Source organism: Aerococcus sp. 150760013-2 (assembly GCF_053627715.1).
Window position 1 is genome coordinate 1 of record NZ_JBSEYI010000018.1, and the last position, 25029, is coordinate 25029.

The window sequence follows — 25029 nt, forward strand, 5'->3', positions numbered from 1 at the left end:
GTAACGTGGTATTGATAAACTTATTCATACGGGGAATCTCCTATCTTATCATGGTTGTCGTTAACTTTATGATAATGGAGATTCCTCTTTTTTTGAAGTCATCAGTCCTATATATTGTAGAGCCAATAGACCAAATAGTAACAGAAAAGTAGCAAAAATATTGGCTTCTATGATGGATGGTGTTAGTAGATGCTATAATGACTGGTCAGAATAGGTAACTATGACGCTATCTATAATTAGCTTGGAAATCGCAAGATATGCACGAAAAAGGAGGCTAGACTATTGTCCAACCTCCTTATTTAATTTGTTATTGTCTAAACTATTTTACTTCGATAATTGCCGTTTTTTCATCGACTGAGCCGTCAGCGACTACTTCAACATTGTCATATTGATCGGCGTTTGTGATAATAACCATAACATCTGGATCATAACCAGCTTCTTTAATAACTGCTAAGTCAAAGTTTCCTAAAAGGTCACCTTTGTTTACTTGATCACCTTGTTTGACTTCACTTGTAAAGCCGCGACCGTTTAAATTCACAGTGTCGATACCAATATGGATTAAGACTTCTAAGCCTGATTCACTGGCTAAACCATAAGCGTGGCCCGTTTTAGAAGCAATCGTTAAACTACCTGAAATGGGTGCATATACATTACCACTTGCGTCAGGAACGATGGCTAATCCTGGTCCCATCATACCTTGAGAGAATACTGGATCGTTGACATTTTCTAGGGCTGTGACCTTACCAGCAAGTGGTGCAACAATCGTCTTATCATCGCTTGCTAGGCCAGTGCTTTCACCTGCTACAGTGTTTGTTTCTGAGGTAGGGGCTGTTTCTTCAGTTTCATGAGCAGCAACTACGTTTGCTTCTTTCTCTTTCTCAGCTTGGGTGGCTTTTGCCTCTTTTTTCGCAATAGATTTACCGTAAATGTATGTGGCTACGAATGCAACAACGATAGATACGGCGATGGCAAGCATAAATGTTGGTATAAAGCTAGGGATGATGGCAACGAAACCAATCACACCTGCAGGTCCTAATGACTGACTACGAACGTTAAAAATACCTAAAATGACTGAGGCGATACCTGAAGCGATTAACCCGATGAAGAATGGGTATTTCAATTTCAAGTTGACCCCGAACATGGCTGGTTCAGTAATCCCTAGCATGGCAGATAGAGATGATGATGTCGCTAAACCTTTAGTTTTTTCATTTTTAGTGATGAAGTATACGGCTAAGGTCGCTGCCCCTTGAGCAACATTGGCAACTGATGCGATTGGGAAAATGAAGTTACCACCTGTAGTCGCAACATCTGCAATTAGGGCTGTTTCAATCGCTGGGAATGATTGGTGTAAGCCTGTTAATACAATTGCTGAGTAGAATAGACCGAATACACCATAACCAAATGCCCCTAGGTAAGAAATAGCTTCTACAATACCGTTCAGTAATAAATCAGATAGGGTACGTAGGACTGGTCCTACTACTGTAAAGGTAATCATCCCTGTTAAGATGATGGTTAACATCGGTGTGAAGGTAAAGTCGATGGCATCTTTTAGATATTTATGGAAGAAGTTTTCCAATTTAGCTAGAATCCAAGCAACCCCAATAACAGGTAAAACTTGTCCTTGGTAACCAGCTTGGGCAATCTCTAAGCCAAAAATATTCCATACCGGCATTTCACCGGCTGCAGTCACATTGGCCACGTCGTAACCATTTACTAGTTGTGGCATAACCATGATTAACCCCATGGTGGCACCTAGATAAGGGTTACCGCCAAATCGTTTAGTAGCCGAAAAGGCAATTAAAACAGGTAGGAAGGCAAAGGCAGCAGAAGCGAACATGTTGATCATGTCAGCAAAATCTGCCCAGGCAGGGTACATAGCAACTAGAGCTTCAGGTCCAAATAAGTTTTCACTTGTTAGGACGTTGTTGACTGCCATAATCAAACCACCGGCAGTTAGGGCTGGAATTAATGGAACGAAAATATCTGATAATACCTTAATAACTGCCATTACTGGGTTTTGTTTACCCTGATTTTTAGCCGATTCTTTTACTTCCTCTTTGGATGCAGGCTTAATATCGGCGATTTTTGTATATTCCTCATATACCTTATTCACATCACCAGGTCCTACAATAATTTGATATTGACCGTTCGCTTGGAAGGTTCCTTTCAAGTCTGGGTCATTATCTAATGCTGATTGGTCAATCTTTGCTTCATCTTTCACTACTAAACGCAACCGTGTCGCACAGTGGGCTGCAGTCACAACATTGTCTTCCCCCAACGCTTGGTGGATACGTTTGGCAACTTCTTTATGATTCATGATATTTACCTCTTTTCTTCATATGTGCTTTTGAATTTAAGCGTTTTCATTTACTTGCTTAAAATTTTAACAGGCGTATGGCAATATGTCAAACGTTTGACAGAAAATTTTTCATTTACATATTAATTCATTGAAAAATAGGGACATTTAATATGGAAACGCTTGCTATTTTCCCAAGATATGCTTAAAATGATAGCATCATAAACGTAAGAATGAGGATGCAAGAAATTCATCATTTATTAGGAGGATACACATGTCTTTTAAATTACACAGCTTTAACAAAGCAGATCGATACCGAAACTATGCCGACTGGCCAGAGGACTATGTCACAGCACTCAATGAATTAGCGGACCAATCACCATGGCGCAATCACTTCCACCTGGAACCCAAAACCGGACTGATCAACGACCCAAACGGCTTTTCGTATATAAACGGAGAATGGCAACTTTTCTACCAATACTATCCCTTTGGCCCAGTTCACGGCCTAAAATCTTGGTACCGAGTAACCTCTAAAGACTTAATCCACTGGGAGGAAAAGGGGTTGGGACTGCTTCCTGACAGCGCCTTAGATGCTCACGGTGCCTATTCAGGTTCAGCAACCGCTGATGGTGACAAATTACGGTTATTTTATACAGGTAATGTGCGCGATGAGAATTGGGTTCGTCATCCAAAACAAAATACGGTTACCTTCGACCCTGAAACAGGGGCCCTGGGTCAAAAAGAGCTAATCATTGATGAAATTGATCAGGCGACAGACCATTTCCGCGACCCTATGTATTTTACAGCTCATGGTCAATCTTGGTTAGTCATTGGGGGCCAAAGAAAATCTGACGAGCGGGGGACCTTGTATTTATACCAAGCAAACCCAGAAAATCTAGACCAGTGGACTTACCACAGCGAATTACCGATCCCGCAAGCAGACTCTGCCTATATGTTTGAATGTCCAAATATTAACCAAGTAGATGGCAAAGTCTTTGTCACTTTCTGTCCGCAAGGAATTGACCAAGACCAATTAACCTATCAAAATATTTACCCTAACGCTTATCTAGTGGCGGATGCTTTTACTGCAGCAGGCAAATTAGAAAACCCTGGTCAACTAGAAAACTTAGATTACGGTTTTGATGTGTATGCCAGTCAACTGATCAATGCGCCTGATGGGCGAGTGCTAGGCGTTTCCTGGTTAGGTCTACCGGAAATTGATTATCCAACGGACCAATATGGTTACCAAGGTGCCTTAAGCTTAATCAAAGAATTTCGCATTCAAGATGGTCATTTATACCAATACCCAGTAGCTGAGACCTTGGCCTTAAGACAAGCGCCACAAGCCCTTTTTGACCATATTGAAATGGACCAAAACAACTACGAATATGCCTTTGAAGTAGCGGCAAATAAACAAGCGACCATTCAATTATATGCAGACGCAGACAAAAAACACTTTGTCACCTTATCCATTGATACAATTGATGGTAAAATAAAACTTGATAGAAGTGAGATGGGGACAATTTTTGCTGAAGACTTTGGCACAAGTCGAACGCTTGACCTAGCTGGCCAAGAAAAAGTGACAGTGAATGTCTTTGCGGATACATCTGTATTAGAGATTTTCGTGAACGATGGCGCTTATGTCATGTCTTCAAGAATTTTTACACCATCTAACCAACACACACATATTTTTGCAGATGGAACTGACAACAACCTGGTCTACCCCCTGCAAAAATAATGAATAAGGGGGGAAGAACCTTGCGGGCAAAGTTACAAGATGTAGCAGCTTTAGCTGGTGTTTCAGTAACAACAGTGAGTCGCGTCATTAATCAAAAGGGTTATTTATCACAACAAACTATTGATAAAGTCCATGCAGCCATGAAAGAATTGAATTATTATCCAAATTCACTGGCGCGGAGTTTACAAGGCAAGTCGACCAAGTTGGTGGGCTTGATTTTTCCTAATATCGACACCATTTTTTACGCAGAATTGGTCAACCATCTGGAGCAAATCCTCTTTGCCAAGGGGTATAAGACCATCATCTGTAATAGCGAGCGAGATGCTGACAAGGAAGCTGAGTACTTGAATATGCTCCAATCCAACCAAGTGGAAGGGATTATTGCGGGGGCCCATAATTTGAATTATACGGATTACGAGCAGGTGACTGCGCCTGTGATTTCTTTCGACCGGTATATCGGGGAAAATATTCCTATTGTGTCCTCTGATAACTATCTGGGTGGGAAGTTGGCGACAGAAACCTTACTTAAGGGGCAACCGACCAAACCTTGGATGATTACTGGGGCCAATGATCCCAATTCGCCGACTCATTTGCGTTACCAGGCTTTTATGGATGTGACCAAGGCCCATGGTTTAGACGGTCAAATCACTAACATTCCAAAGAACTTTTCGCAAATTAGAAAGCAATTGATAATCAAAGCTTTATTACTAGAAGAAACACCGGATGCCATCTTTTGTTCGGATGATTTGACGGCCATGTTGGTCATGAATACCGCCAGTGAATTGGGAATGATAATTCCGGATGATTTAAAGTTAGTGGGCTATGACGGTACAGACTTTATCCAGACCTATGTCCCGCAATTAACGACTATTGCCCAACCCATTAAAGATTTGGCTGACTTATTAGTAGATGTCCTCTTGCTACAAATTGATCACTCGCTTGAGGTCAAGAAGGATGCGGATAATCGGTATGTCCTGCCTATTAAATTAATTCCCGGACAGACTGTCTAGTTTCCAGCTTGTAACATATAGAAGGTGAAATAATGGAAGAAATTGTATTTGAAGCCATGGGGACAACCATCAGTCTAGCTATTGTCCATGATAAGGCCAAGGTATTATTAACTGAAGCCAAGCGTCGCCTATTGGATTATGAAGAACGATTTTCTGCAAATGATCCTGACAGCCTTTTGATGCGGGTTAATGCGAAGGCAGGTCTGGCTCCTGTACAAGTAGACGCAGATTTATTCAAATTAATCGCCATTGGCAGAGACTATTCTCTGCGTTCAGACGTTAGTTTGAACATTGCAATCGGACCTTTAATCAAACTATGGCAGGTTGGTTTTGAGGGCGCTAATTTACCAAGTGAAGGGGCTATTCAAGACCGGTTAGCCCTTACTCACCCTGCAGACATTATTTTAGATGATGCGAAACAAACAGTTTACTTAGCGAAACAGGGAATGGAAATTGACTTGGGGGCAGTTGCTAAGGGATATTTTGCTGACTTAATCAAAGATTATTTCCTTGAGCAAGATGTTCAATCAGGCATGATTAACTTGGGTGGGAATGTATTACTAGTCGGCGCACATCTTGAAAATCCTGGTGGTTTTTGGCGAGTAGGGGTCCAAGATCCTGACCAAAGTCGCAACCATTTACGCGGGATTATCCAATTTCAAGATGGGTCGGTGGTGACTTCTGGTATTTATGAGCGGCATTTTGAATACCAAGGCAAAACCTACCACCATATTTTTGATTCGCAAACGGGTTATCCGGTAGACAATGACCTGGCGGGCTTGACCATCGTCTCTAAGTCTTCCTTGGTTGGGGAGATTTACACGTCTTTATACTTTAATTTAACCAGTCAAGATTTATTGGCGAAATTATCTGCTACTAGCGGGGTTGAAGCGGTCATTATCACAAGAGACGGGGACGTTGTATTGACAGAGGGGATTAAACCCTTTTACACACCGGTTACTGAAGTTGAAAGTCCCTATTATTAAATTGTGATTCAAGAGAAGTCTAGTAAAATGGGCTTCTTTTTTATTACAATCTTGTCAGCGTGGGGGGCGGTAACTCTTTTTCAAAAGGAGAGGAATTATAGCCCTGGTGGAAGATTTTACCTGGTGAATTGTGCTAAAATAGGCTAGGTATAGGGGGTTGGATCTTTTGGACCAATTAGTGAATGAATTTATTACGTATATACAGCAAAATGAGATTGAAAAGGCCAATGTGGTTTTTGAAAAAATCTTAGGACAGCTTGAAAAAGAAGATGCCCAAGTCATGGCGCAAACGGGATACAGCCTGGCGCAATTAGGCTTTGTGGATTATGCCAATGAGATTTATACTGTGGGAGAAGACAGATTTCCTGAGGAAGATTCATGGATCTTATTGAAGGGTGAGTTAGCCCTAGATAATGGACAAGTGGAAGAATCGATTGATGAATTACTGAAAATTACGCCGGAATCACCATTATATGTGGATGCGTTATTACTACAGGCGGATGCTTATCAAATGTATAATTTGCCGGAAGTGGCCTTGGTCAAATTGAGTGAAGCGCGGGAATTAGCGCCAAACCAACCGGTGATTTTATATGGGATTGCGGAATTACGGTTCCAACAGGGTGAATTCCAACAAGCCTTGCCGTTATATGAGCGGTTATTGCAGTCTGAGGAGACGCCAGAATCTTTATTTGAAACTATTGAAGCCCATTTTGCTTATGCTAAGGCGGCAACGGGGGACTTTGAAGAAGCCATTGAATTAATTGAAGCGACACCTGAAAATGATCGGACAGATGAGCAACAAGAACAATTAGCCTTCTATTATGTGGAAACAGAAAACTTTGAAAAAGCCAATACCATTTTAGAGGCCTTGTATGAAGACGATAAATTATCGGACGGGTTACTAGCGGTTTTCGCTCAAGTGAAGAATGCCTTTCATGACCATGATGGGGCTTTGGAGATGATCGACAAGGCTATTTTGGTGAACCCATATGAAGCTCGTTTGTATTTCCAAAAGGCTGAATTTGCTCAACAAATTGGAAACCGGGAAACGGCTCGAGAGGCTTTGGAATTGGCTTTAGATATCGATCCTGACTACGGCCAGGCTTTAGTATTGCTACTGCAATTATTGATTGATGACGAGGACTACGGAACAGCCCGAGCCTTGATTCAAGATATGGATGAAAAAGGGATCGAGTTTGACCGTTATGTTTGGATGAAGGCTAAAGTCTTCCAAGAGTTAGAAGAATTTGACTTTGCTAACCAAGCCTACACCGATGCTTACCCACAGTTGAAAGAAGATATGTCCTTCTTACATGACTATTTCGACTTTTTACGAGAAGCAGGGGACTGGCGCCGAATTGAAGCAATCTTTAAAGAACAAAGTGACTTAGCCCAAAGACCAGAATTCCAAGATGTTTATGAAAGTTTACAAGATTGGTTGGCTGAAAACGAAGGTTTTTAATCAAAATACGAGGATACATACGAGTGAGATTACATGAACCATAGTGAATGAGAATTTTAGGAGGCAGGATTATGCGCGTATTAGTAACAGGATTTTTAGGTAGAATGGGTTCCACAGCCGCGAACATGGTCATTAACCATGAAGGATTTGAATTGGTGGCTTTAGCCAATAATGATTTAAACAAGCAAGCAGACCGAGTAGCTGAATGGTCAGATAAGGCGCCAATTTTTGAAAGCATTCAAGATGCGATTAGCCAAGTTGATATTGATGTAGCCATCGACTTTACGATTCCAGCTGCAGCTTATCAAAATACCAAATACTATATTGAACATGATATCCACCCAGTAGTTGGTACAACTGGTTTTACTGATGCAGAAATTGAAGAATTAACGGCTTTATCTGAAGCAAAAAAATTGGGTGGTTTAATTGCACCGAATTTCGCCATTGGGTCAGTATTGATGCAAGTCTTCTCAGCTAAGGCGGCTAAATATTTACCAGACGTTGAAATTACTGAAATTCATCACAATCAAAAATTGGATGCCCCAAGTGGTACGGCCGAAAAAACAGCTAAATTAATTTATGAAGCACGCGGCGAGCATGTTTCTGGACATCCAGAGGAAACAGAATCAATGCCAGGCGCACGTGGCGCTGATTTCCACGGCATCCGCATCCATTCATTACGTTTACCAGGCTACAACTCACACCAAATCGTACAATTCGGCGGTGTTGGGGAAGCCTTAACTATCCGTCAAGATTCATTCGACCGTAACTCATACATGCCCGGCGTAGCATTGGCAGTTGAAAAAGTGGGCGAATTAGACGGTTTAATCTATGGTTTGGAGCACTTATTAGATGACTAATAGCCAAGAATTTACCAAAGCAGCACCTATTATTCATACCCTCAATGAGGCTGGCTACGAGGCTTACTTTGTGGGTGGTGCTGTGCGGGACTTGCTATTAGACTTGCCCATCCATGATGTAGATATTGCCACCTCTGCCTATCCAGCTGAAGTTCAAGCCTTGTTTCCACGTCATTTTGATGTGGGCTTAGATCATGGGACGATTATGGTCTGGTTTGAAGGTGAAACCTATGAAATCACTACCTTTAGAACCGAATCGACCTATCAAGATTACCGTCGCCCGGACAAGGTAACCTTTGTTCAAAACTTAGAAGAAGACCTATTGCGCCGTGACTTTACCATCAATGCCTTGGCCATGAATCCTGACCACAAGATAGTGGATTATTTCCATGGGCAAAAGGATTTAGCAGACCAAGTTATCCGGGCTGTGGGTAATCCACATGACCGCTTTAATGAAGATGGTCTCCGCATGATGCGAGGCGTTCGCTTTGCTAGTCAACTTGACTTTCAAATTGAGCCAGAAACCCTAGTAGCAATCGCTGAAAACGCTGGGATTTTAGTTCATATTGCAGTTGAACGAATTGCGGTTGAAATGAATAAACTGTGGATTGGTGTCAATTGGCACAAAGGATTAGACTATTTTCTTGAAACAGATTTAATTCAGTATGTACCCTATTTAGCGGATTACAAAGCTGTTTTCACAGATTTACTAGGTCATACCAGTGACCAAGTCCAAATCCCAAATGAAAACTTTGCCTGGGCCTTATTCTTCTGGCGGGCCTTTGAACGAAATGGTAAGGAAGATTTGGCGGCCATTCAACAGCAAGTCCGCCAATTCACCAAGGCTTGGAAAATGTCTAACAAAGCCCAAAAGGATATCCTTGCTTACTTAGATATCTTGATTTATCGGGCCCAAGCAGCTGAATGGACCCTAGCTGATTTATACGGCCGTGAACGAGATCAAATTGTCTTAGTGGAAGGTTTTATCGAAGCACAGCAAGCAGCTGGTCAAGAAGGATTTAAAGCTGTTTTCAAACAGCCAAAAGTCCAAGTCGTTCAGGACTTATTTGACCAACTACCGATTCAATCATTACGTGATTTAGCTATCAATGGTCAAGATATTATTCAAGAAATCAATCCAGAAAATAAACGGGCTATAGGCCAAATGCTACAGTTTTTAGAGCAAGCTGTTGTGGCCCAAGATGTGGTGAATGACCGAGCGGCTTTATTGGCTTATCTAGATACCCATCATGATCAAATAAACGAAATTTAATTGTAGGAAGGTGTTAGAAGTGACAACCACTTATGCGGTTCTGGACTTAGAAACAACAGGATCTACATATGATAACGGTGACCGCATTATTCAAATTGGGGTGGCCTTTGTTCAGAACGGGCAGGTTGTGGATCAATTTGCTACGGATATCTTTCCTAACCAAGAAATTCCACGTGAAATTACCAAGTTGACCGGGATTACTAATGAACAAGTCAAGCGGGCGCCAAAGTTTGAAGCAGTTGCAGAATTCCTTTGGCAAAAGCTGTCCAACACGGTCATTGTTGCCCATAATATTGGCTTTGATTACAAATTTTTAGACAAGAGCTTCCAAGCTCACGGCTACCCGGCTATGACCCATGACCGGGTAGATACTGTGGAAATGGTGAGGACCCTTTTCCCAACGGCAGATTCCTATAAACTTGGTGAATTCTGTCTAGCACACGGCATCCAACTTGAAAATGCCCATACGGCCATTGATGATGCAGTGGCAACCGCCCATATTTTGATTATGTGTCAGGAAAAAGTAGCCACCATGCCAGTCGAGTTATTCGCTCAGCTTCAGCCATTCTTACATTATTTTATTGGGCAAACCGGCGACTACATGGCCTTATGGTTTAAAGACCACAAGGGGGCAAAACGTCCTTACGAATACATCGCGCCATTTGTCTTGAATCCAAAATTAGCCAATTTTCATATTTTTCCTGCTGGCTTTGGGACAAAAGAAGCTAGCTATTTACAAGCTGGTGATTTAAAGGTGATTGAAGCCAATCACGGGGTAAGCTTAGCGCCCCTTCAAAAGACGATGGTCAAAGATGTAGCACCATTTTTCCATGAGAAAGCGACCACCTCTACAGATACGAATAAAAGACCTAAATACGCCTTTCTAACGGCCAATGCAGGAGTTGGAAAATCCTTGGCCTACGTGGTATCGGCCTTATCAGCTGATGATACGGCTAGTCAACAAACTGGGGCTAAGTCTGGGGTAAATAACGGGCAAACTCAAGTGGTCATTTCAACCTCAACAGTGATCTTACAGCACCAGTTCTTGGATAAAACGGTCCAATTAGCGGCCAACCTATTAGGCAAACCTTTGAAAACAGTGATTTTAAAAGGGCAAAACCACTTTATCCAGTTGACGAAATTGCAGAAATACACCCAACAGTTAAAGCAACATCCAGAATCGGCCTTAAAACGAGATGTCTTAATTTCAGTGGCACTTTTTGTCTGGTTGCATGAAACTGAAACAGGTGACTTGCATGAACTGAATCCTGGCTTAAATAATGAGCTTTACTGGCAAAATGTCAATCGCCAATCAAAAGGCAGCCGAAATGATGAAATTCAACGGTGGGCGGATTATGCTTTCTATGAACGACATGTGACGGAAGCCAAATCTGCAGATATCGTGATTTTAAACCACGCTTACTTTGTCTACCATTACCAAGATTTAATTGACCAAGCTATTTTGACAGAAGAAGCTAAGGTCATTATTGATGAATGCCATCAATTACCAGTCACCGTCCATCAACAACAGATTAAGACCCTCCAATCGAAAGAGGTGGAGGAAACTTTAACGGCGATGGAACGAACGGTGCATCGGTTGATGGACAAGGTAGTCACCAACAATGTGAAAATCCAGGCAGTCGACAAACTCTACCATGTGGAGAAAAATTTACAGGAAGCCTGGGGCAATTTAGACCGGTTTATCGATCAAATTTCAGATAAATTCCAAACCAAGTCTTACTACCAACGGCATACGGCGCAAAAATCCTATTATATTGCACATGACTATTATCTAGTAGCCAATTGGCGTGAGTCGGCCCAAAAGGCGGTTACAGCCATGTCTAAGATGGTGTCACCATTGAAGGTCATTGCGAGACAGCTATACCAAATGGAAATTTTGACCAAGCGGGCCTACCAGCAAATACTTGGCCAGTTAAACCAGTACGATTACGCAATTCAAATCTGGCTAGAAACAACTAAATCAAGTGAAAATTATTATGCGGACTTACAAGTCAACTTCGGCAAACACAGTGTCCAAGTGACCATTGACCGCAAATTGTACACCAGTCAGTCTCATTTAGCGGCTATTTTCCAAGCGATTCCAAGCAAAATGTTATTGGTATCGGCGTCACTTGAAATCGTCCGGTCTAAAAATATGATCCAGTCATTATTTGGTATCGAGGACTTTGCCTGGTATTCTTTCATGGAAGATTCGTACACCCAGCAATTTGTCCAAGGGCGGAACCATCAAGTTCGTGGCTATTACCTGAAAGATTTCCTCTCTATCGACAAATACAATGAAGACCAGGCTGCTATGGTGATTGCTGATTTGGTAGAAACCCTATGGACCAATCGCAAAACTATGCGGAAAATCCAAGTCTTCTTCCAGTCTAGGTCTTTGATGCGGGCAACGCAATTTGAAATGAAGCAGCGGATGGCTCGGTCTGACTATGGCAACCTGATTGTTCAAAACAATCAACGCAATCTAGACCGGTTAGCCCGTCAGTATGAAGACAGTTTACGAGCCATTTTATTCGCAGTGGCTAGTTTCCAAGAAGGGGTCCATCTCAATGCCAAAACGGACGCCTTTGTCCTAACCAGACTGCCGTTCTCAGCGCCAGATACGCCGGATGAATTGGCCAAGCAAGATTATCTAAAATCACTGGGCGATAACTATTTTGAGGATGTGGCCTTACCGGATATGTTAATGAATTTAACGCAAATCTTTGGCCGGATGGCCGCGTCGGGTAGCCAAGATGCGATCTTTATCTCACTCGATAAGCGGTTAGAAAAGGCAGCCTATGCTGACCAAATTGCTGATGTGATGCCGGATGCTCTAAACATGCAGACGGTAAAACTTCATGAATTGAAGCGGATAGATTAAAAATATGTTAGAATAGACCTACAAAAGGGGCAAGAGATCATGAAACGCAAATTATTTTCCATTTTGATCGCCGTAATGGTGATTTATTTGGTAGGGTCCACCTATATTTACGCGAATTCGCAACAAATGGTGGCTAGTGCAGAAGCAGAAACGACGAAAGTCGCAAAGGATGCTGGCTTAACCAATATTACTGATTTTTATGTATTTAACAAAGATGAAACGTATTATGCCGTTATGGGCGAAAACAGTGAAGGGCGCCAAGTTTATTTTGCCTACCAACCCGATACTGATTACCAGAAAATGGGCTTTGTAGATGAGATGGTTAACGAAGATAATGCCTTTTCACTGACAAGATACGAAATGCCTGATGTCAATGTAAGAACAGCCAACCTCGGTATCGAAAACGATACATTCGTGTGGGAAGTTTCATTCACAGATGCAGACGGCCGTCTTGGCTACCATTACATCAATGCAACAACTGGTGAATGGTACGAAACCATCAACGACTTATAGGAGGAATGAGGCTATGGAATTAGCAAATAGAATAAAAAAAATGCAGGGGTCACAAACATCAGCTGCTGCAGCTAAGGCTCGTGCACTACAAGCACAAGGAATTGACGTCATCTCACTAGCAGTAGGGGAACCAGATTTTAACACCCCAAACTATATCCTAGAACAAGTAAAAGAGGATATGTCTGCCGGGCGCGGTCACCATTACACCGATTCAACAGGGATTACAGCTTTAAAGCAAGCCATCATTGACTATCATGCTGAATATGATAAGGTCAACTACACGTTAGATCAAGTCTTTATTGCCGATGGGGCGAAGATGGTCCTTTATTACACTTTCCAATCCCTTTTAAACGAGGGGGATGAAGTCTTAATCCCAGCACCTTACTGGGTGAGCTACGTGGATCAAGTGAAGATGGCAGACGGGGTACCAGTGATTTTTGAAACATCATCAAGTGATAACTTTAGAATCACCCCAGAATTGTTAGACCAACATGTGACTGACAAAACAAAATTACTAGTCTTAAATACACCGTCAAACCCAACAGGGGCGATTATGAGTGAAGAAGACGCCCGCGCAGTAGCCCAATACTGTTTAGACCACAACATCCTAGTGGTTGCCGATGAAATTTACTACCGTTTAGTCTACAACGGCCATCAATCACAATCGATTGCAGCTATTTCACCGGAAGTTAAAGAAAATACAATCGTGATTAATGGTTTCTCAAAAGCCTATGCGATGACAGGTTGGCGTTTAGGCTATGCCTTAGCGGATAACAAATATGTTGGCGCTTTTGCTAAATTGGCTAGTCAAATCAACTCAAACCCAGCAGGTATCAGTCAATTTGCAGCCTTAGCCGCCTTAACTGGTCCTCGTGAAGAGGCCGTTGAAGCCATGCGTAAAGAATTTGAAAACCGCCTAAATGCGGCCTACGAAGAAGTATTAACGATTCCGGGCTTTAGGTTAGATTTCAAACCGCAAGGGGCATTTTACCTATTCCCAGATGCAACTGAAACTGCTAGATTATGTGGCTATGAATCAGTAACTGACTTAGCCAATGCCTTCATCGATGAAGCATATGTTGTTGGTGTGCCTGGAGTGGCCTTTGGAAAGGCAGACCATATTCGTTTTTCATACGCAACCAACGAAGAAACATTTGCAGAAGCCATGAAACGTATCCGTGAATTTGTCCAAGGGAAAATGGCTAAATAATAGACGCAATTTTTATCTGATAAAATACGCATAAAAAAAGTTAGGTTACTTTATAGTCCTAACTTTTTTGTATTATAATAGACTTGATAGCAACCCAGCGGACCGGTTATTTTTCAAGAAATGAATAACACGACGGTAGATGAAATAGATAAGCAAGTAAAACGATAAAAGGAGGGTGCCGCATGCAAAGAGAATACTATACAGTCCTACGCAACCGTATTTTAGAATCATACCACCGGTTGAACATCTCAAATGAAGAAATGATGCTTTTAATCCACTTTTTAACTTTCCAACAAGCAGGTGAAGACTTTCCAGCTATTTCCCTGATTGGTCGGCGGATGAATGTAAAAGACCAACAACTTTATGACATGATCCAGTCTTTAATTGAACGAGGCTTTCTAAGTATCCCCTCTTATAAGAATGATCAAGGTAAATCGGTTGAGTATTATTCCTTGGATCCTCTCTACCAAAAAATCATGCAATTGGATAAAGTAGACGAAAGTGAACGATTTAAAGAGGCTAAAGCTACTAAAGAGGGTGAAGTGTTCGACATGATTCAAGTCGAGTTTGGTCGTCAATTATCGCCAATTGAATATCAAAAGATTAGTGATTGGTTCAAGAAAGACGGTTATGACCCAGACGTCGTCAAGGAAGCCTTGAAAGAATCCGTCTTAAACAATGTCTATTCCTTGAATTATATGGATCGGATCTTATTAAACTGGTCTAAACGTAAACAGACTCAAGCGAATGATTCAGCAGGTTTCAGCAAGCAAAAAGCGCAAACCCAAGACCTCCCACCGGTTCCAGTCACCAAATGGCTAAATAAATAATTTTTCAGAAAAATCATTAAATATGGAAGAGGAGGGCTTAGCCGTGGCTGAATTACCTTTAAAAACCAAAGCAGAAACAATCGCTATCCTAGATGAGCTAGATAAACTATACCCCAACCCAAAAACCATGTTGGACTATCAAACCCCATTCCAATTAGTGATAGCGGTTTTGATGTCCGCGCAAACGACTGATGTGGCGGTCAATAAAGTGACGCCCGACTTATTTGCTAGGTATCCGGACCCAGACCATATGGCTGAAGCGGACTTAGCAGATTTAGAGTCCTATATAAAAACGATTGGTCTTTACCATAACAAGGCCAAGAATATGAAGAAGACAGCCATCATACTTCGCGACGAATTCAATGGACATGTACCCAAAACCCGGGAAGAATTGATACAATTACCGGGTGTTGGTCGGAAAACAGCCAACGTCGTCTTAAGTGAAGCCTTTGGGATCCCGACAATCGCGGTCGATACCCACGTTGAACGGGTGACCAAGCGGATGGGCATTGTCGACCCGGATGCCAGCGTTAGACAAACGGAAGAAACCTTAATGGCGAAAATCCCTAAAGAAAGATGGCGGGATGCCCACCACCAATTCATTTATTTTGGCCGAGAATACTGCACTGCCCGTAATCCTAAATGTGCATCTGACCCGAGGATTACTTTCTGTGAATGTCGAAAGCTCAAATAAATATCGGATTTTTGAAAGCTAAAAGAGCCTGTCAGTTTCAGAACGTCACTTGATTAATATTTTGAAGTTGGGTATATTTATGAACAAGGAAATGAAAGAGAAGGTGAAAACATGCCTGCAGAACATGACGGGACGCAAACAGCTGAAAGTTTACACGCCTTACGTGTCCACTTAAAAGGGAGTCAATACATCCTTGAAGTGCTTAAAAAAGATATGCGTAAGAAAGGTTTAAGTGAAAACGAGTTTACAGTCTTAGAGTTACTATATAATCGTGGTCAACAACCCATCCAACAAATTGGTAAACGGATCCTGATTCCATCATCAAGCTTAACTTATGTGATTGATCGCTTAGAGGATAAGGGTTTTGTTGAACGTACGCATAATCCTGAAGACCGTCGAGTGATCTATGCTAAAATCACAAAACTAGGCCGCGAGAAAATGGCAGAAGTTTTCCCTGGACATAGTCAATTAATCGCTGATATGTTCCAAGAATTTAGCGCTGAAGATATAGAAACGTTTATTCATTTAACCAAAAAACTAGGCTTTACAGCCCAAAAAATGCTAGAAAAATAAGAGGTGTGAAAAAAGTCGTTAAGACTAAACGTGCTGGACCAAAAGCCGAACAATTACTTGTGAGTTTTTGGCGTATATTGGGAAGCATCGGAAGCGTTTGACTTTTCTAACCTGATATTAGGATTAATAGGATTTTATATGGAGAAGTTTATCTATGTGATAGCTTCTCCTTTTTTTTCGGCATCGATTATTGGTAAGCTTGGCCAAGATTTTCACATGTTGAAAAGTGTACGAATATGATATGATTATACAGAATGATTGGGGTGTTGATATGAAGGAAATAATCCATTTTTATCATACAAATGACTGGCATTCTCACTTGGAGAACTGGCCAAAATTTTTACGTTATTATCAAACACAAGCGGATAAACATCGAAGTGAAGGCGAAGCCCATTTTCTTTTTGATATAGGTGATGCAGTTGACCGCCAACATCCTTTAACAGAAGCTAGTCAGGGGCAAAATATGATAACCTTGATGAATGAAATTGGGGTAGATGTTGCGACAATTGGCAACAACGAGGGGATTGGAAGTCAGCATGATATCCTAGACAACCTGTATGAACAGGCTGATTTTCCGGTTGTTTTAGGCAATATTTTCGATAAAGAAAGTGGCCTACCACCCAAATATACCCAAGACTACACCATGATTCAAACCAATCAGGGCAGTCGGTTTGCGGTATTTGGCATGACGGCCCCATTTGAAATTTCTTATAGCGTAGTTGGCTGGGACCCGATTGATCCACTCTTGAGCATCGCACGTGTATTAAAGGACATCAAGGCAAATGAAACTTTTGATGGTATTCTGCTGCTGAGTCATCTCGGTTTACTAGCAGACCGCCAAATCGCTGAGCAATTTCCAGAAATCTTGGCTATTTTCGGTGCCCACACCCACCACGTTTTACCAAAAGGCGAATGGGTCGGCCACACGCTATTAACTGGTGGCGGTAAATACGGGCAATTTATGGGCCATCTAACCCTTGAAATCAACAAAGGTGAAGGGCGTTTATATACCCCTGGCAAAATGGCCACAGATGCGCAACAAGCTAACCCGATTATCGATTATGCACGCTATTTCAAATTGGACGAAGAATTGATCGCTTCTGACCGCATTTCTGCCTACGATGAAGACTATAACAAGGTAAATAGGTGGTTAGAAGAGGGCGAAAGCCAATTGAAAAACCAAATCGTTGGCCAATTACCTATCACTTTAACAGCGGATGAGAATCATTTTTCACCCTTACAATACGACACCTTATTCGCCATGAAAGTAGCCAGTGGTGCAGATATTGCTATGATTAATTCGGGCTTATTTCTACAAGGATTGCCTGCTGGGCCAGTATCCAAATATGATTTGCATAAGGCACTACCACATCCTATTCGCTTTATGGTGGTCGAGTGTACAGTTTCAGAATATTTGGATCAAATATACCCGCAAATTACAACGCTCAGACCAGATTTACAAACTATGCCGATTAAAGGATCTGGATTCAGAGGGCGGATTTTTGGGCAATTAATGGTCTTAGACAATGCAAAATTAGACCAGCTTGCACCAGATCAACCTTTGAAAATCATTACAATTGACCACCTATTGTATTTGCCTTTTTTCACGGAACTAATCAATAAAAAACATTATTTATGGGGACAACCCTTTATACGAGAACTCATTGCGGATAAGATTCAGCAAGCCAGTAGTCGCGATGAATAGCTATATGCATTCATAGGCGCATAAGGCGTAAGGAGGTATGACATGTTAAGTCGTAAGAAACAAGAAGAATTAAGAGAACAACGGGCGAGTTTAAATTACCCCGTTGCGCAAATTAAACGTACGAGTCAAGAGACCTTAGAAATTAACGGGCAATCATTTGTGCTTGTAGATAATTACCGGGATGCTTTAGATATTGAAGCGTTGGCTGACCGGTATATGGATATTTTAGATATTTATGACTTTGTCGTGGGAGACTGGTCTTATGAACAATTACGGTTGAAAGGCTTCTTTGCTGATGATGCAAAAATTGGCTCATTAGAGCAAAAAATCAAGCATTTACCTGATTACTTACTAGAATATGGGAGTTTTGGGGCCGCTTATTTTGTGCTATTGCATGAACGTACTGGAGAAGAAATTCAAAAACGAAACGAAGCCTTTTGGACTCAACAAAAACACCAAAACCAAGAATCTTCAAGAAGTAAACAAAATAAAAACCAATCACAAAGGTCAACGAGTCGGAAATCTTACCAAGGGAACAAAGCAGACAACCGACATAAATCGTCTGGGCCAAACCAAAATAAAGAGAAACATAAACAGCGACGGTCAAACAAGAAGCATGAAGGTATTAAAGGGCCATCTTTCTCAATCTCACAAAATAAAGAGTCGAATAAAAATACCCAAAAACAAAAACCTGTGAAGCGAAAAGTCGTCACTAAACGTCAACATTCTTTTAGTATCAAGGAAAAGGGGGATAAAGCTTAGATGGATCTACAAGAAAAAGTTTTCTTAATCGATTTAGATGGTACTATGTACCGCGGCGGTCAACCGATAGCGGGTGCGAAGGACTTTATTGAGCGCTTGATTGAAGATAATATCCCATTTATGTTTGTGACCAACAATGCCATGCGTAAACACCAGGCAGCAGCAGATAATTTAAATAAAATTACGGGCTTAAATGTTGAGGGTAAACATTTCTACACCTCAGTGGATACTTTGCGCTTTATCCTTGCTGAAGATTTAACATCTGGCAAGCTGACAAAAGAAACAGGCAAAGCCTATGTCATCGGAATGGATTACTTAAAAGATGAAGTAGTGGACGCAGGCTTTGAATTGACTCAAAACGTCGACCAGGACCCGTGCGATGTGGTGATCGTTGGCCTTGACCAAGAAGTGACGTATCCACAATTCATTGAAGCCTCGATTGCAGTTCAAAGAGGTGCTGCTTTCTATCTCACCAACCCAGATGTACAATTCCCTTCAAACCGAGGATTTGTGCCCGGTGCTGGTGCCATCGGTCAAGTAATCACTGCGGCTACACGGGTTCACCCAATAGTTTGCGGAAAACCAAATGCCTTAATTATTGAAGGTGCCTTAGCCAAGATGGGCTATAGCAAAGACCAAGCCGTATTTTTAGGTGACAACTTAATGACAGATATATCAGCAGCAGAAAATGCTGGTATTGATTCGATATTTATTGAAACAGGGGTACATACAAGAGATCATCTAGAAGAATTTGGCGTGATGCCAACATTGGTGGTGGAAAATTATGAAGCACTCTTATCGACCTGGTAGTCGACATTTAAATAAAATACGATTATGGATAGCGATTCTTGCCTTATTGATATTTTTTATTACATTGGCTATCACAGTTACCATCGCCAATGTCCCCTTATTCATGGGGTCCCTATGGTTTTCAAAATCTTTTGAAACTGTCGATTTATCCTTTTGGACAGTTGTTGACAACTACTTACAACTGCTAGCCTATCTGAATTTTCCTTGGATAGGTACCTTATCTATGTCAGACTTTCCGACCTCATCTTCAGCAGCCTTTCATTTTATGGAAGTGAAGCACTTATTTTATTTAAATTATGGTGTGATGGCGATTTCTGCCCTAATTGGCTTCTGTTCCTTACATAAATTGAAAGTTAGCCACAATTTGTGGCGCCTATACTGGCCCTTCAAGCAACTGAGATGGCTTCCAATCATTGTAATCATCTTACTCGTTTTTAATTTCAACACTATTTTTATTGCTTTTCATGAAATAGCCTTTAATAACGACGCCTGGTTATTTAACCCAGCCACAGATCCTATTATTCTCGTGCTCCATCAATCCTTCTTCTTATTATGCTTTGTATCTGTCTTTTTGATCTTGCAACTCGCTATTGAATGGGTTTATCGTATCGGGAAAAAGGACTTCAACCGTCAAATCTTAGGTATATAAAAACCAACCCAAAAGAGGCTGTAACAAGCACTTTTGGGTTGGCTTTTTTTTGCTTTATTGATTTATGTATTTTAAAACTGCAAGTCATACCAACATCAGTCTGTAAACATAGATGTCGAATGTAGTGGAGCAACCTGACGGTCGGGGAATAAGTAATGGGCCGCTTGATTAATGACATGTGGCGCTTCGCCAAAACCAGTTGCAATCAATTTGGCTTTATGCGGGTAATTAGCTATATCACCAACTGCATAGATACCGGGAATATTGGTTTGCATGTTATGGTCTACTTGGATAGATTCATTCTCAATTTCAAGACCCCAATTTCTAATTTCATCGATTGAGGATACAAAACCATAGGTCATAAAGATATGTTCAACAGGTAGTATCCGACTATCTTGACTACGAGCCTTGGTAACTTCTAAGTCAGTCAAGAATCCGTCTTTACCAAGAAGTATTTTTGGTACATAGGGGGTAACGAATTCAATATTGGCTGTTTGTTCAGCTAAGCTAACTGAATATTCATGGGCACGAAAACGGTCGCGACGATGAACCAAGTAGACTTTTTTAGCATGGTCAGCTAAAGCCAAACTGGCATCAAAGGCTGAGTCACCACCACCAAGGACCGCAACTTCTTTACCTGTGTATTTAATAAAGTCTGATACATGGTATGAAATATGCTGATCTTCATAGTCAGAAAGGCCAGCAATCGCTATTTTTCGAGGTTTAAAGGAACCATTGCCGGCAGCGATAATGACTGCACCCGCTGTATAGGTCGACTCGCTTGTTTGAATCGTAAAGTCTTGGTCATTTTTTTGAATATTTAGGACTTTTTCGTTTAGATGAATATCTGTAGTAGTAGAAAACCGGTCCAATTGTGCTTGTAAGACTTGGCTTAATTCGTGACCGGTTATTTTTGGGTATGCTGGAATATCGAATATATTTTTTTCAGGATATAATGCTTTTGGTTGACCACCGATTTCAGGTAATGAGTCTACTAAGCGGACACTTAGGTTGCGCATACCTGCGTAAAAGGCGGTAAATAAACCTACTGGACCGGCCCCTACAATCAGGAGGTCCGTTCTGTTATTTGTCATTGTGATCTCTTTCTAATTGGGTTTTACTGTGTTGGTTGATTATAATGGGAGATTTAATAGGATGTAGATAAAACGAACACCTAGCGTAACAAGTACACCAGTGGTCATACCACCAATAACCTCTGAAGGTTTGTGACCTAAATAATCATTAATGACCATGCGATCCTCATCAAGTGTGTTTAATTTAGCTAATAGATCTGTATCGTCAGTTTCTCTAGCCTTTTCTTTTAGAATCTTCATAAGGGTATAGATTAAAACCCCTTGCTCCCCATCCTGGCGACGAACACCCATGGCATCAAACATGACGATCATACCAAAACAAACGGCAATCGCAACGATTGGTGAGAAGAAACCATACTGAAGAATCAAAGCAGTGATTAGCGAAGTAACGGCAGCCGAGTGGGAACTAGGCATACCACCTGTAGCATGAATGATTGAGAGGTTAGCGTTTGGTTTCTTAAAGAAAACAGCAATAGGATATTTAACCAATTGTGCAATCATGATTGCTGCGAAGGTAACGACTAAAGGAAAATTAGTTGTTGTATTCATGTTTTCCTCCTTGAATTTATTTAATTCAATAATAGCATGAAAAAGATTCATTCGGAAAATGTTTCGCTGTAAAAATAGAAAATATGAAAAACTTTATCAACTTGGCGGAATAAAATTATTCAGTCATTAAATGGAGAATTTTCGCTCAGTATTTGTTACAATAAGTTTAGAAATGAATAGGAGGCAGAAAATGACTTACCCACAATTAGATATTAAAGATACGCAATTGAAAGCGACGATTGAAACAAATAAAGGTGCTTTCCAAGTTGCACTATTTCCAGAATTAGCACCAAAAACAGTAGAAAACTTTGTAACCCTAAGTAAACAAGGTTACTACGACGGTGTTATTTTCCACCGTGTAATTCCTAACTTTATGATCCAAGGGGGCGACCCATCTGGGACTGGTATGGGTGGGACATCAATTTATGGTGAAAAATTTGAAGATGAATTCAATCTTGAATTGTTCAACATTAACGGTGCCTTATCAATGGCGAACGCAGGACCTAATACGAATGGTTCACAATTCTTCGTTGTAACAGCTAAAGAAGTACCTGCACAAATGTTAGGACAACTAAAAGCTGGTGGTTGGCCAGAAGAAATCATCGAAGCTTATAGCGAAAACGGCGGAACACCATGGTTAGATCAAAAACATACTGTATTTGGTCAAGTGGTTTCCGGAATGGACGTTGTCTACGATATTGAAGACCAACCTCGTAATGCATCAGACAAACCTTTAGAAGAAGTTGTCATTACTAGTGTTACTTTTGAAAACGAATAGGCTACACACTAGAAAGGATCCAACTTCATGACAACTAAAGAATTTCCATACCACATTGGTGATGTAGTTGAAGGTGAAGTGACAGGTTTACAACCATATGGTGTCTTTGTTCAATTAGACGAAGACCATCAAGGATTAATTCACATATCCGAAATTAATCACGGTTATGTGAGCAACGTGGAGGATAAATTTACCATCGGACAAAAACTGACGGTAAAGATTATCGATATCGATGAGTTTACCAGCAAAATGAGTTTGTCAATTCGAGCATTAAAGAAACTTGCAACCTCTAATAAACCTGCTAAGAATGCTTGGCCTAAAAAACGTCCTGCACCAAAAATTGGCTTTGTTTCTATAGAAGAACAATTGCCAGGGTGGGTTGAGGAAGCACTACAAAAGATGGCTACAAAATAATATTTTATAAATGAGGAGTATTAAAATGGGACATATCAAATTTGATTATAGTAATACTGACCAATTTATTGCAGAACACGAATTAACACAAATGCAACCGTTAGTTACGGCAGCCGATACAATCTTACGTGAAGGTACTGGTGCAGGTAGCGATTATATCGGTTGGGTTGATTTACCAAAAGCATATGATAAAGAAGAGTATGCACGCATTAAAAAAGCTGCAGCTAAAATTCAATCTGATTCAGATGTATTAGTTGTATTAGGCATCGGTGGTTCTTACTTAGGTGCTAAATCAGCAATCGACTTTTTATCTCATTCATTTTCAAACTTACAATCTAAAGAAGAACGTAAAACACCACAAGTCTTCTTTGCAGGTAATAGCTTAAGTTCAACTTACATTGCTGATTTAATCGAAACAATCGGGGATCGAGACTTCTCTGTAAACGTTATTTCTAAATCAGGTACGACTACTGAAACGGCTGTAGCATTCCGTATTTTCAAAAAATTACTAGAAGAAAAATATGGTGAAGCAGCTAAAGAGCGTATTTATGCAACAACGGATAAAGCAAATGGTGCATTAAAATCTGAAGCTGATGCTGAAGGATACGAGTCATTCGTTATTCCTGATGCAGTTGGTGGACGTTTCACTGTATTAACACCAGTTGGTTTATTACCAATTGCTGTTTCAGGTGCAGATATCGATGCCTTAATGCAAGGTGCAGCTGACGCGATGGAAGCATACAGTGATGCTGATTTAAGTAAAAATGAAGCTTACCAATACGCTGCATTACGTAATGTCTTATACCGTAAAGGTAAAGTAACTGAGCTATTAATCAACTATGAACCAAAATTACAATACTTCTCAGAATGGTGGAAACAACTATTCGGAGAATCAGAAGGTAAAGATGGTAAAGGGATTTACCCATCAAGCGCCAACTTCACAACTGACTTACACTCTCTAGGTCAATACATCCAAGAAGGGCAACGTAACTTATTCGAAACAGTTGTTAAAGTAGACAAACCAAGTAAATCAATTGCAATTCCCGCATTTGATGAAGACTTAGATGGTTTAGGCTACTTAGAAGGTAAGGATGTAGACTTTGTAAATACTAAAGCTTTCCAAGGTACTGTATTAGCCCATACTGATGGTGACGTACCTAACTTCGTGTTAACCATTCCAGAAATGGATGCTTACTCTTTAGGTTACATGATTTACTTCTTTGAAATTGCAGTAGCAATTTCTGGTTACTTAAATGGGGTAAATCCATTCAACCAACCAGGGGTAGAAGCATACAAGAAAAATATGTTTGCTTTATTAGGAAAGCCAGGATTCGAAGATTTAGCAGCAGAATTGAACGAACGGTTGAAATAAGTGGTTTAAAATCACGATCAAAGAAATGTCGAACAGAGATGTTCGGCATTTTTTGTATTTTTGATAAAAAAAGACAAAAAAACTATTGACGAAAAACTGCTTTGTTGATATTATAAATCTTGTCGATTCGAAGCAAAACCAATCGAAAAAACAGTAAAAAAATGATTGACAAGTTCTGATAGGACATGCTATTATTATGAAGTTGTTTGTTTTGATTTAAAAAAAACAAACTTCAAAAAACTGTTGACAATCATCTTGTTGAAATGGTAAGATAATTGAGCTTTATAGTTTACGGTCCACGCGAAAATGGGTTAAAAAATAAATCAAAAAGTGTTGACAAGAAAACATAATATAGGGTAAGATAATCAAGTCGCTTCAGTAATTAAGTGGTCAAAAAAGTTTTAAAAACTTTAAAACTTTTTGTTGACAAAGATTGAATGAAGATGATATGATATACGAGTTGCTACAAGGTAACGAGATAGACCTTTGAAAACTGAACAAAGAAGACAAACCAAAAATTGTGTATGGAATCATTTGATTCCAACAATTAAAAGTAGTGAGAACTAC

Annotated in this window: 22 protein-coding genes; 19 read left to right on the forward strand and 3 right to left on the reverse strand. The window is 40.6% G+C overall.

What is annotated here, in order from left to right:
- Positions 1–319: 319 nt before the first annotated feature.
- Positions 320–2317, reverse strand: coding sequence for a sucrose-specific PTS transporter subunit IIBC (locus ACUW85_RS08950; RefSeq protein WP_182023646.1), 1998 nt, complete (start codon positions 2315–2317; stop codon positions 320–322).
- 253 nt (positions 2318–2570) lie between these two features.
- Between ACUW85_RS08950 and ACUW85_RS08955 the strand changes: the two genes are divergently transcribed.
- From ACUW85_RS08955 to ACUW85_RS09030, 16 genes are all read left to right on the forward strand, one after another.
- Positions 2571–4034 (forward strand): sucrose-6-phosphate hydrolase, encoded by a 1464-nt coding sequence (locus tag ACUW85_RS08955; RefSeq protein WP_048726429.1) that lies wholly within the window; start codon positions 2571–2573, stop codon positions 4032–4034.
- Positions 4035–4054: 20 nt separating this feature from the next.
- The gene (locus ACUW85_RS08960; protein WP_048726426.1) at positions 4055–5044 is read left to right on the forward strand and encodes a LacI family DNA-binding transcriptional regulator; all 990 of its coding nucleotides are present in this window, start codon (positions 4055–4057) and stop codon (positions 5042–5044) included.
- A gap of 32 nt (positions 5045–5076) precedes the next feature.
- Entirely contained in the window at positions 5077–6030 is a 954-nt protein-coding gene (locus tag ACUW85_RS08965; RefSeq protein WP_048726423.1) for an FAD:protein FMN transferase, read from the forward strand.
- A gap of 166 nt (positions 6031–6196) precedes the next feature.
- Positions 6197–7492 carry a tetratricopeptide repeat protein gene (locus ACUW85_RS08970; protein WP_225968905.1) on the forward strand — a complete coding sequence of 432 codons (1296 nt, stop codon included), beginning with the start codon at positions 6197–6199 and terminating at the stop codon, positions 7490–7492.
- Between the two features lie 68 nt (positions 7493–7560).
- On the forward strand, positions 7561–8352 hold the full coding sequence (gene dapB, locus ACUW85_RS08975) for a 4-hydroxy-tetrahydrodipicolinate reductase (RefSeq protein ID WP_182023654.1): 792 nt from the start codon (positions 7561–7563) through the stop codon (positions 8350–8352).
- Positions 8345–9625, forward strand: coding sequence for a CCA tRNA nucleotidyltransferase (locus ACUW85_RS08980; RefSeq protein WP_182023648.1), 1281 nt, complete (start codon positions 8345–8347; stop codon positions 9623–9625). The genes dapB and ACUW85_RS08980 overlap by 8 nt, the downstream gene beginning before the upstream one ends.
- A 19-nt stretch (positions 9626–9644) precedes the next feature.
- Entirely contained in the window at positions 9645–12509 is a 2865-nt protein-coding gene (locus ACUW85_RS08985; protein WP_310648936.1) for an exonuclease domain-containing protein, read from the forward strand.
- Positions 12510–12548: 39 nt separating this feature from the next.
- Positions 12549–13022 carry a cell wall elongation regulator TseB-like domain-containing protein gene (locus tag ACUW85_RS08990; protein WP_016897582.1) on the forward strand — a complete coding sequence of 158 codons (474 nt, stop codon included), beginning with the start codon at positions 12549–12551 and terminating at the stop codon, positions 13020–13022.
- Between the two features lie 13 nt (positions 13023–13035).
- Positions 13036–14232, forward strand: coding sequence for a pyridoxal phosphate-dependent aminotransferase (locus ACUW85_RS08995; protein WP_048726411.1), 1197 nt, complete (start codon positions 13036–13038; stop codon positions 14230–14232).
- A gap of 182 nt (positions 14233–14414) precedes the next feature.
- Complete coding sequence (locus tag ACUW85_RS09000; protein WP_048726408.1) at positions 14415–15062, forward strand: DnaD domain protein; 648 nt, start codon at positions 14415–14417, stop codon at positions 15060–15062.
- A gap of 22 nt (positions 15063–15084) precedes the next feature.
- Entirely contained in the window at positions 15085–15756 is a 672-nt protein-coding gene (nth, locus tag ACUW85_RS09005) for an endonuclease III (protein WP_048726405.1), read from the forward strand.
- A 111-nt stretch (positions 15757–15867) separates the two neighbouring features.
- Entirely contained in the window at positions 15868–16329 is a 462-nt protein-coding gene (locus tag ACUW85_RS09010; RefSeq protein WP_048726403.1) for a MarR family winged helix-turn-helix transcriptional regulator, read from the forward strand.
- 271 nt (positions 16330–16600) lie between these two features.
- Positions 16601–18034 (forward strand): bifunctional metallophosphatase/5'-nucleotidase, encoded by a 1434-nt coding sequence (locus ACUW85_RS09015; RefSeq protein ID WP_048726400.1) that lies wholly within the window; start codon positions 16601–16603, stop codon positions 18032–18034.
- A gap of 42 nt (positions 18035–18076) precedes the next feature.
- Entirely contained in the window at positions 18077–18796 is a 720-nt protein-coding gene (locus ACUW85_RS09020) for a YutD family protein (RefSeq protein ID WP_048726398.1), read from the forward strand.
- Positions 18797–19606, forward strand: coding sequence for an HAD-IIA family hydrolase (locus tag ACUW85_RS09025; RefSeq protein WP_048726395.1), 810 nt, complete (start codon positions 18797–18799; stop codon positions 19604–19606).
- Complete coding sequence (locus ACUW85_RS09030) at positions 19581–20255, forward strand: TIGR01906 family membrane protein (RefSeq protein WP_048726391.1); 675 nt, start codon at positions 19581–19583, stop codon at positions 20253–20255. Before ACUW85_RS09025 ends, ACUW85_RS09030 begins: the two co-directional genes overlap by 26 nt.
- A 95-nt stretch (positions 20256–20350) precedes the next feature.
- Here the strand turns inward: ACUW85_RS09030 and ACUW85_RS09035 are convergent, their stop codons facing one another.
- Both ACUW85_RS09035 and ACUW85_RS09040 read right to left on the reverse strand, forming a co-directional pair.
- Positions 20351–21349, reverse strand: a complete 999-nt coding sequence (locus ACUW85_RS09035; RefSeq protein WP_048726388.1) for an NAD(P)/FAD-dependent oxidoreductase — start codon at positions 21347–21349, stop codon at positions 20351–20353.
- Between the two features lie 39 nt (positions 21350–21388).
- Positions 21389–21898, reverse strand: coding sequence for a divergent PAP2 family protein (locus tag ACUW85_RS09040; RefSeq protein WP_016897571.1), 510 nt, complete (start codon positions 21896–21898; stop codon positions 21389–21391).
- A 190-nt stretch (positions 21899–22088) separates the two neighbouring features.
- On the opposite strand from ACUW85_RS09040, the gene ACUW85_RS09045 reads away from it, so the two are divergent.
- Genes ACUW85_RS09045 through ACUW85_RS09055 form a run of 3 tightly spaced genes read left to right on the forward strand, consistent with a single transcriptional unit; the run spans position 22089 to position 24462 of the window.
- Positions 22089–22676, forward strand: a complete 588-nt coding sequence (locus ACUW85_RS09045; RefSeq protein ID WP_048726385.1) for a peptidylprolyl isomerase — start codon at positions 22089–22091, stop codon at positions 22674–22676.
- A gap of 27 nt (positions 22677–22703) precedes the next feature.
- The gene (locus tag ACUW85_RS09050) at positions 22704–23090 is read left to right on the forward strand and encodes a CvfD/Ygs/GSP13 family RNA-binding post-transcriptional regulator (protein ID WP_016897569.1); all 387 of its coding nucleotides are present in this window, start codon (positions 22704–22706) and stop codon (positions 23088–23090) included.
- A 25-nt stretch (positions 23091–23115) separates the two neighbouring features.
- On the forward strand, positions 23116–24462 hold the full coding sequence (locus ACUW85_RS09055; RefSeq protein ID WP_182023652.1) for a glucose-6-phosphate isomerase: 1347 nt from the start codon (positions 23116–23118) through the stop codon (positions 24460–24462).
- Positions 24463–25029: the final 567 nt, after the last annotated feature.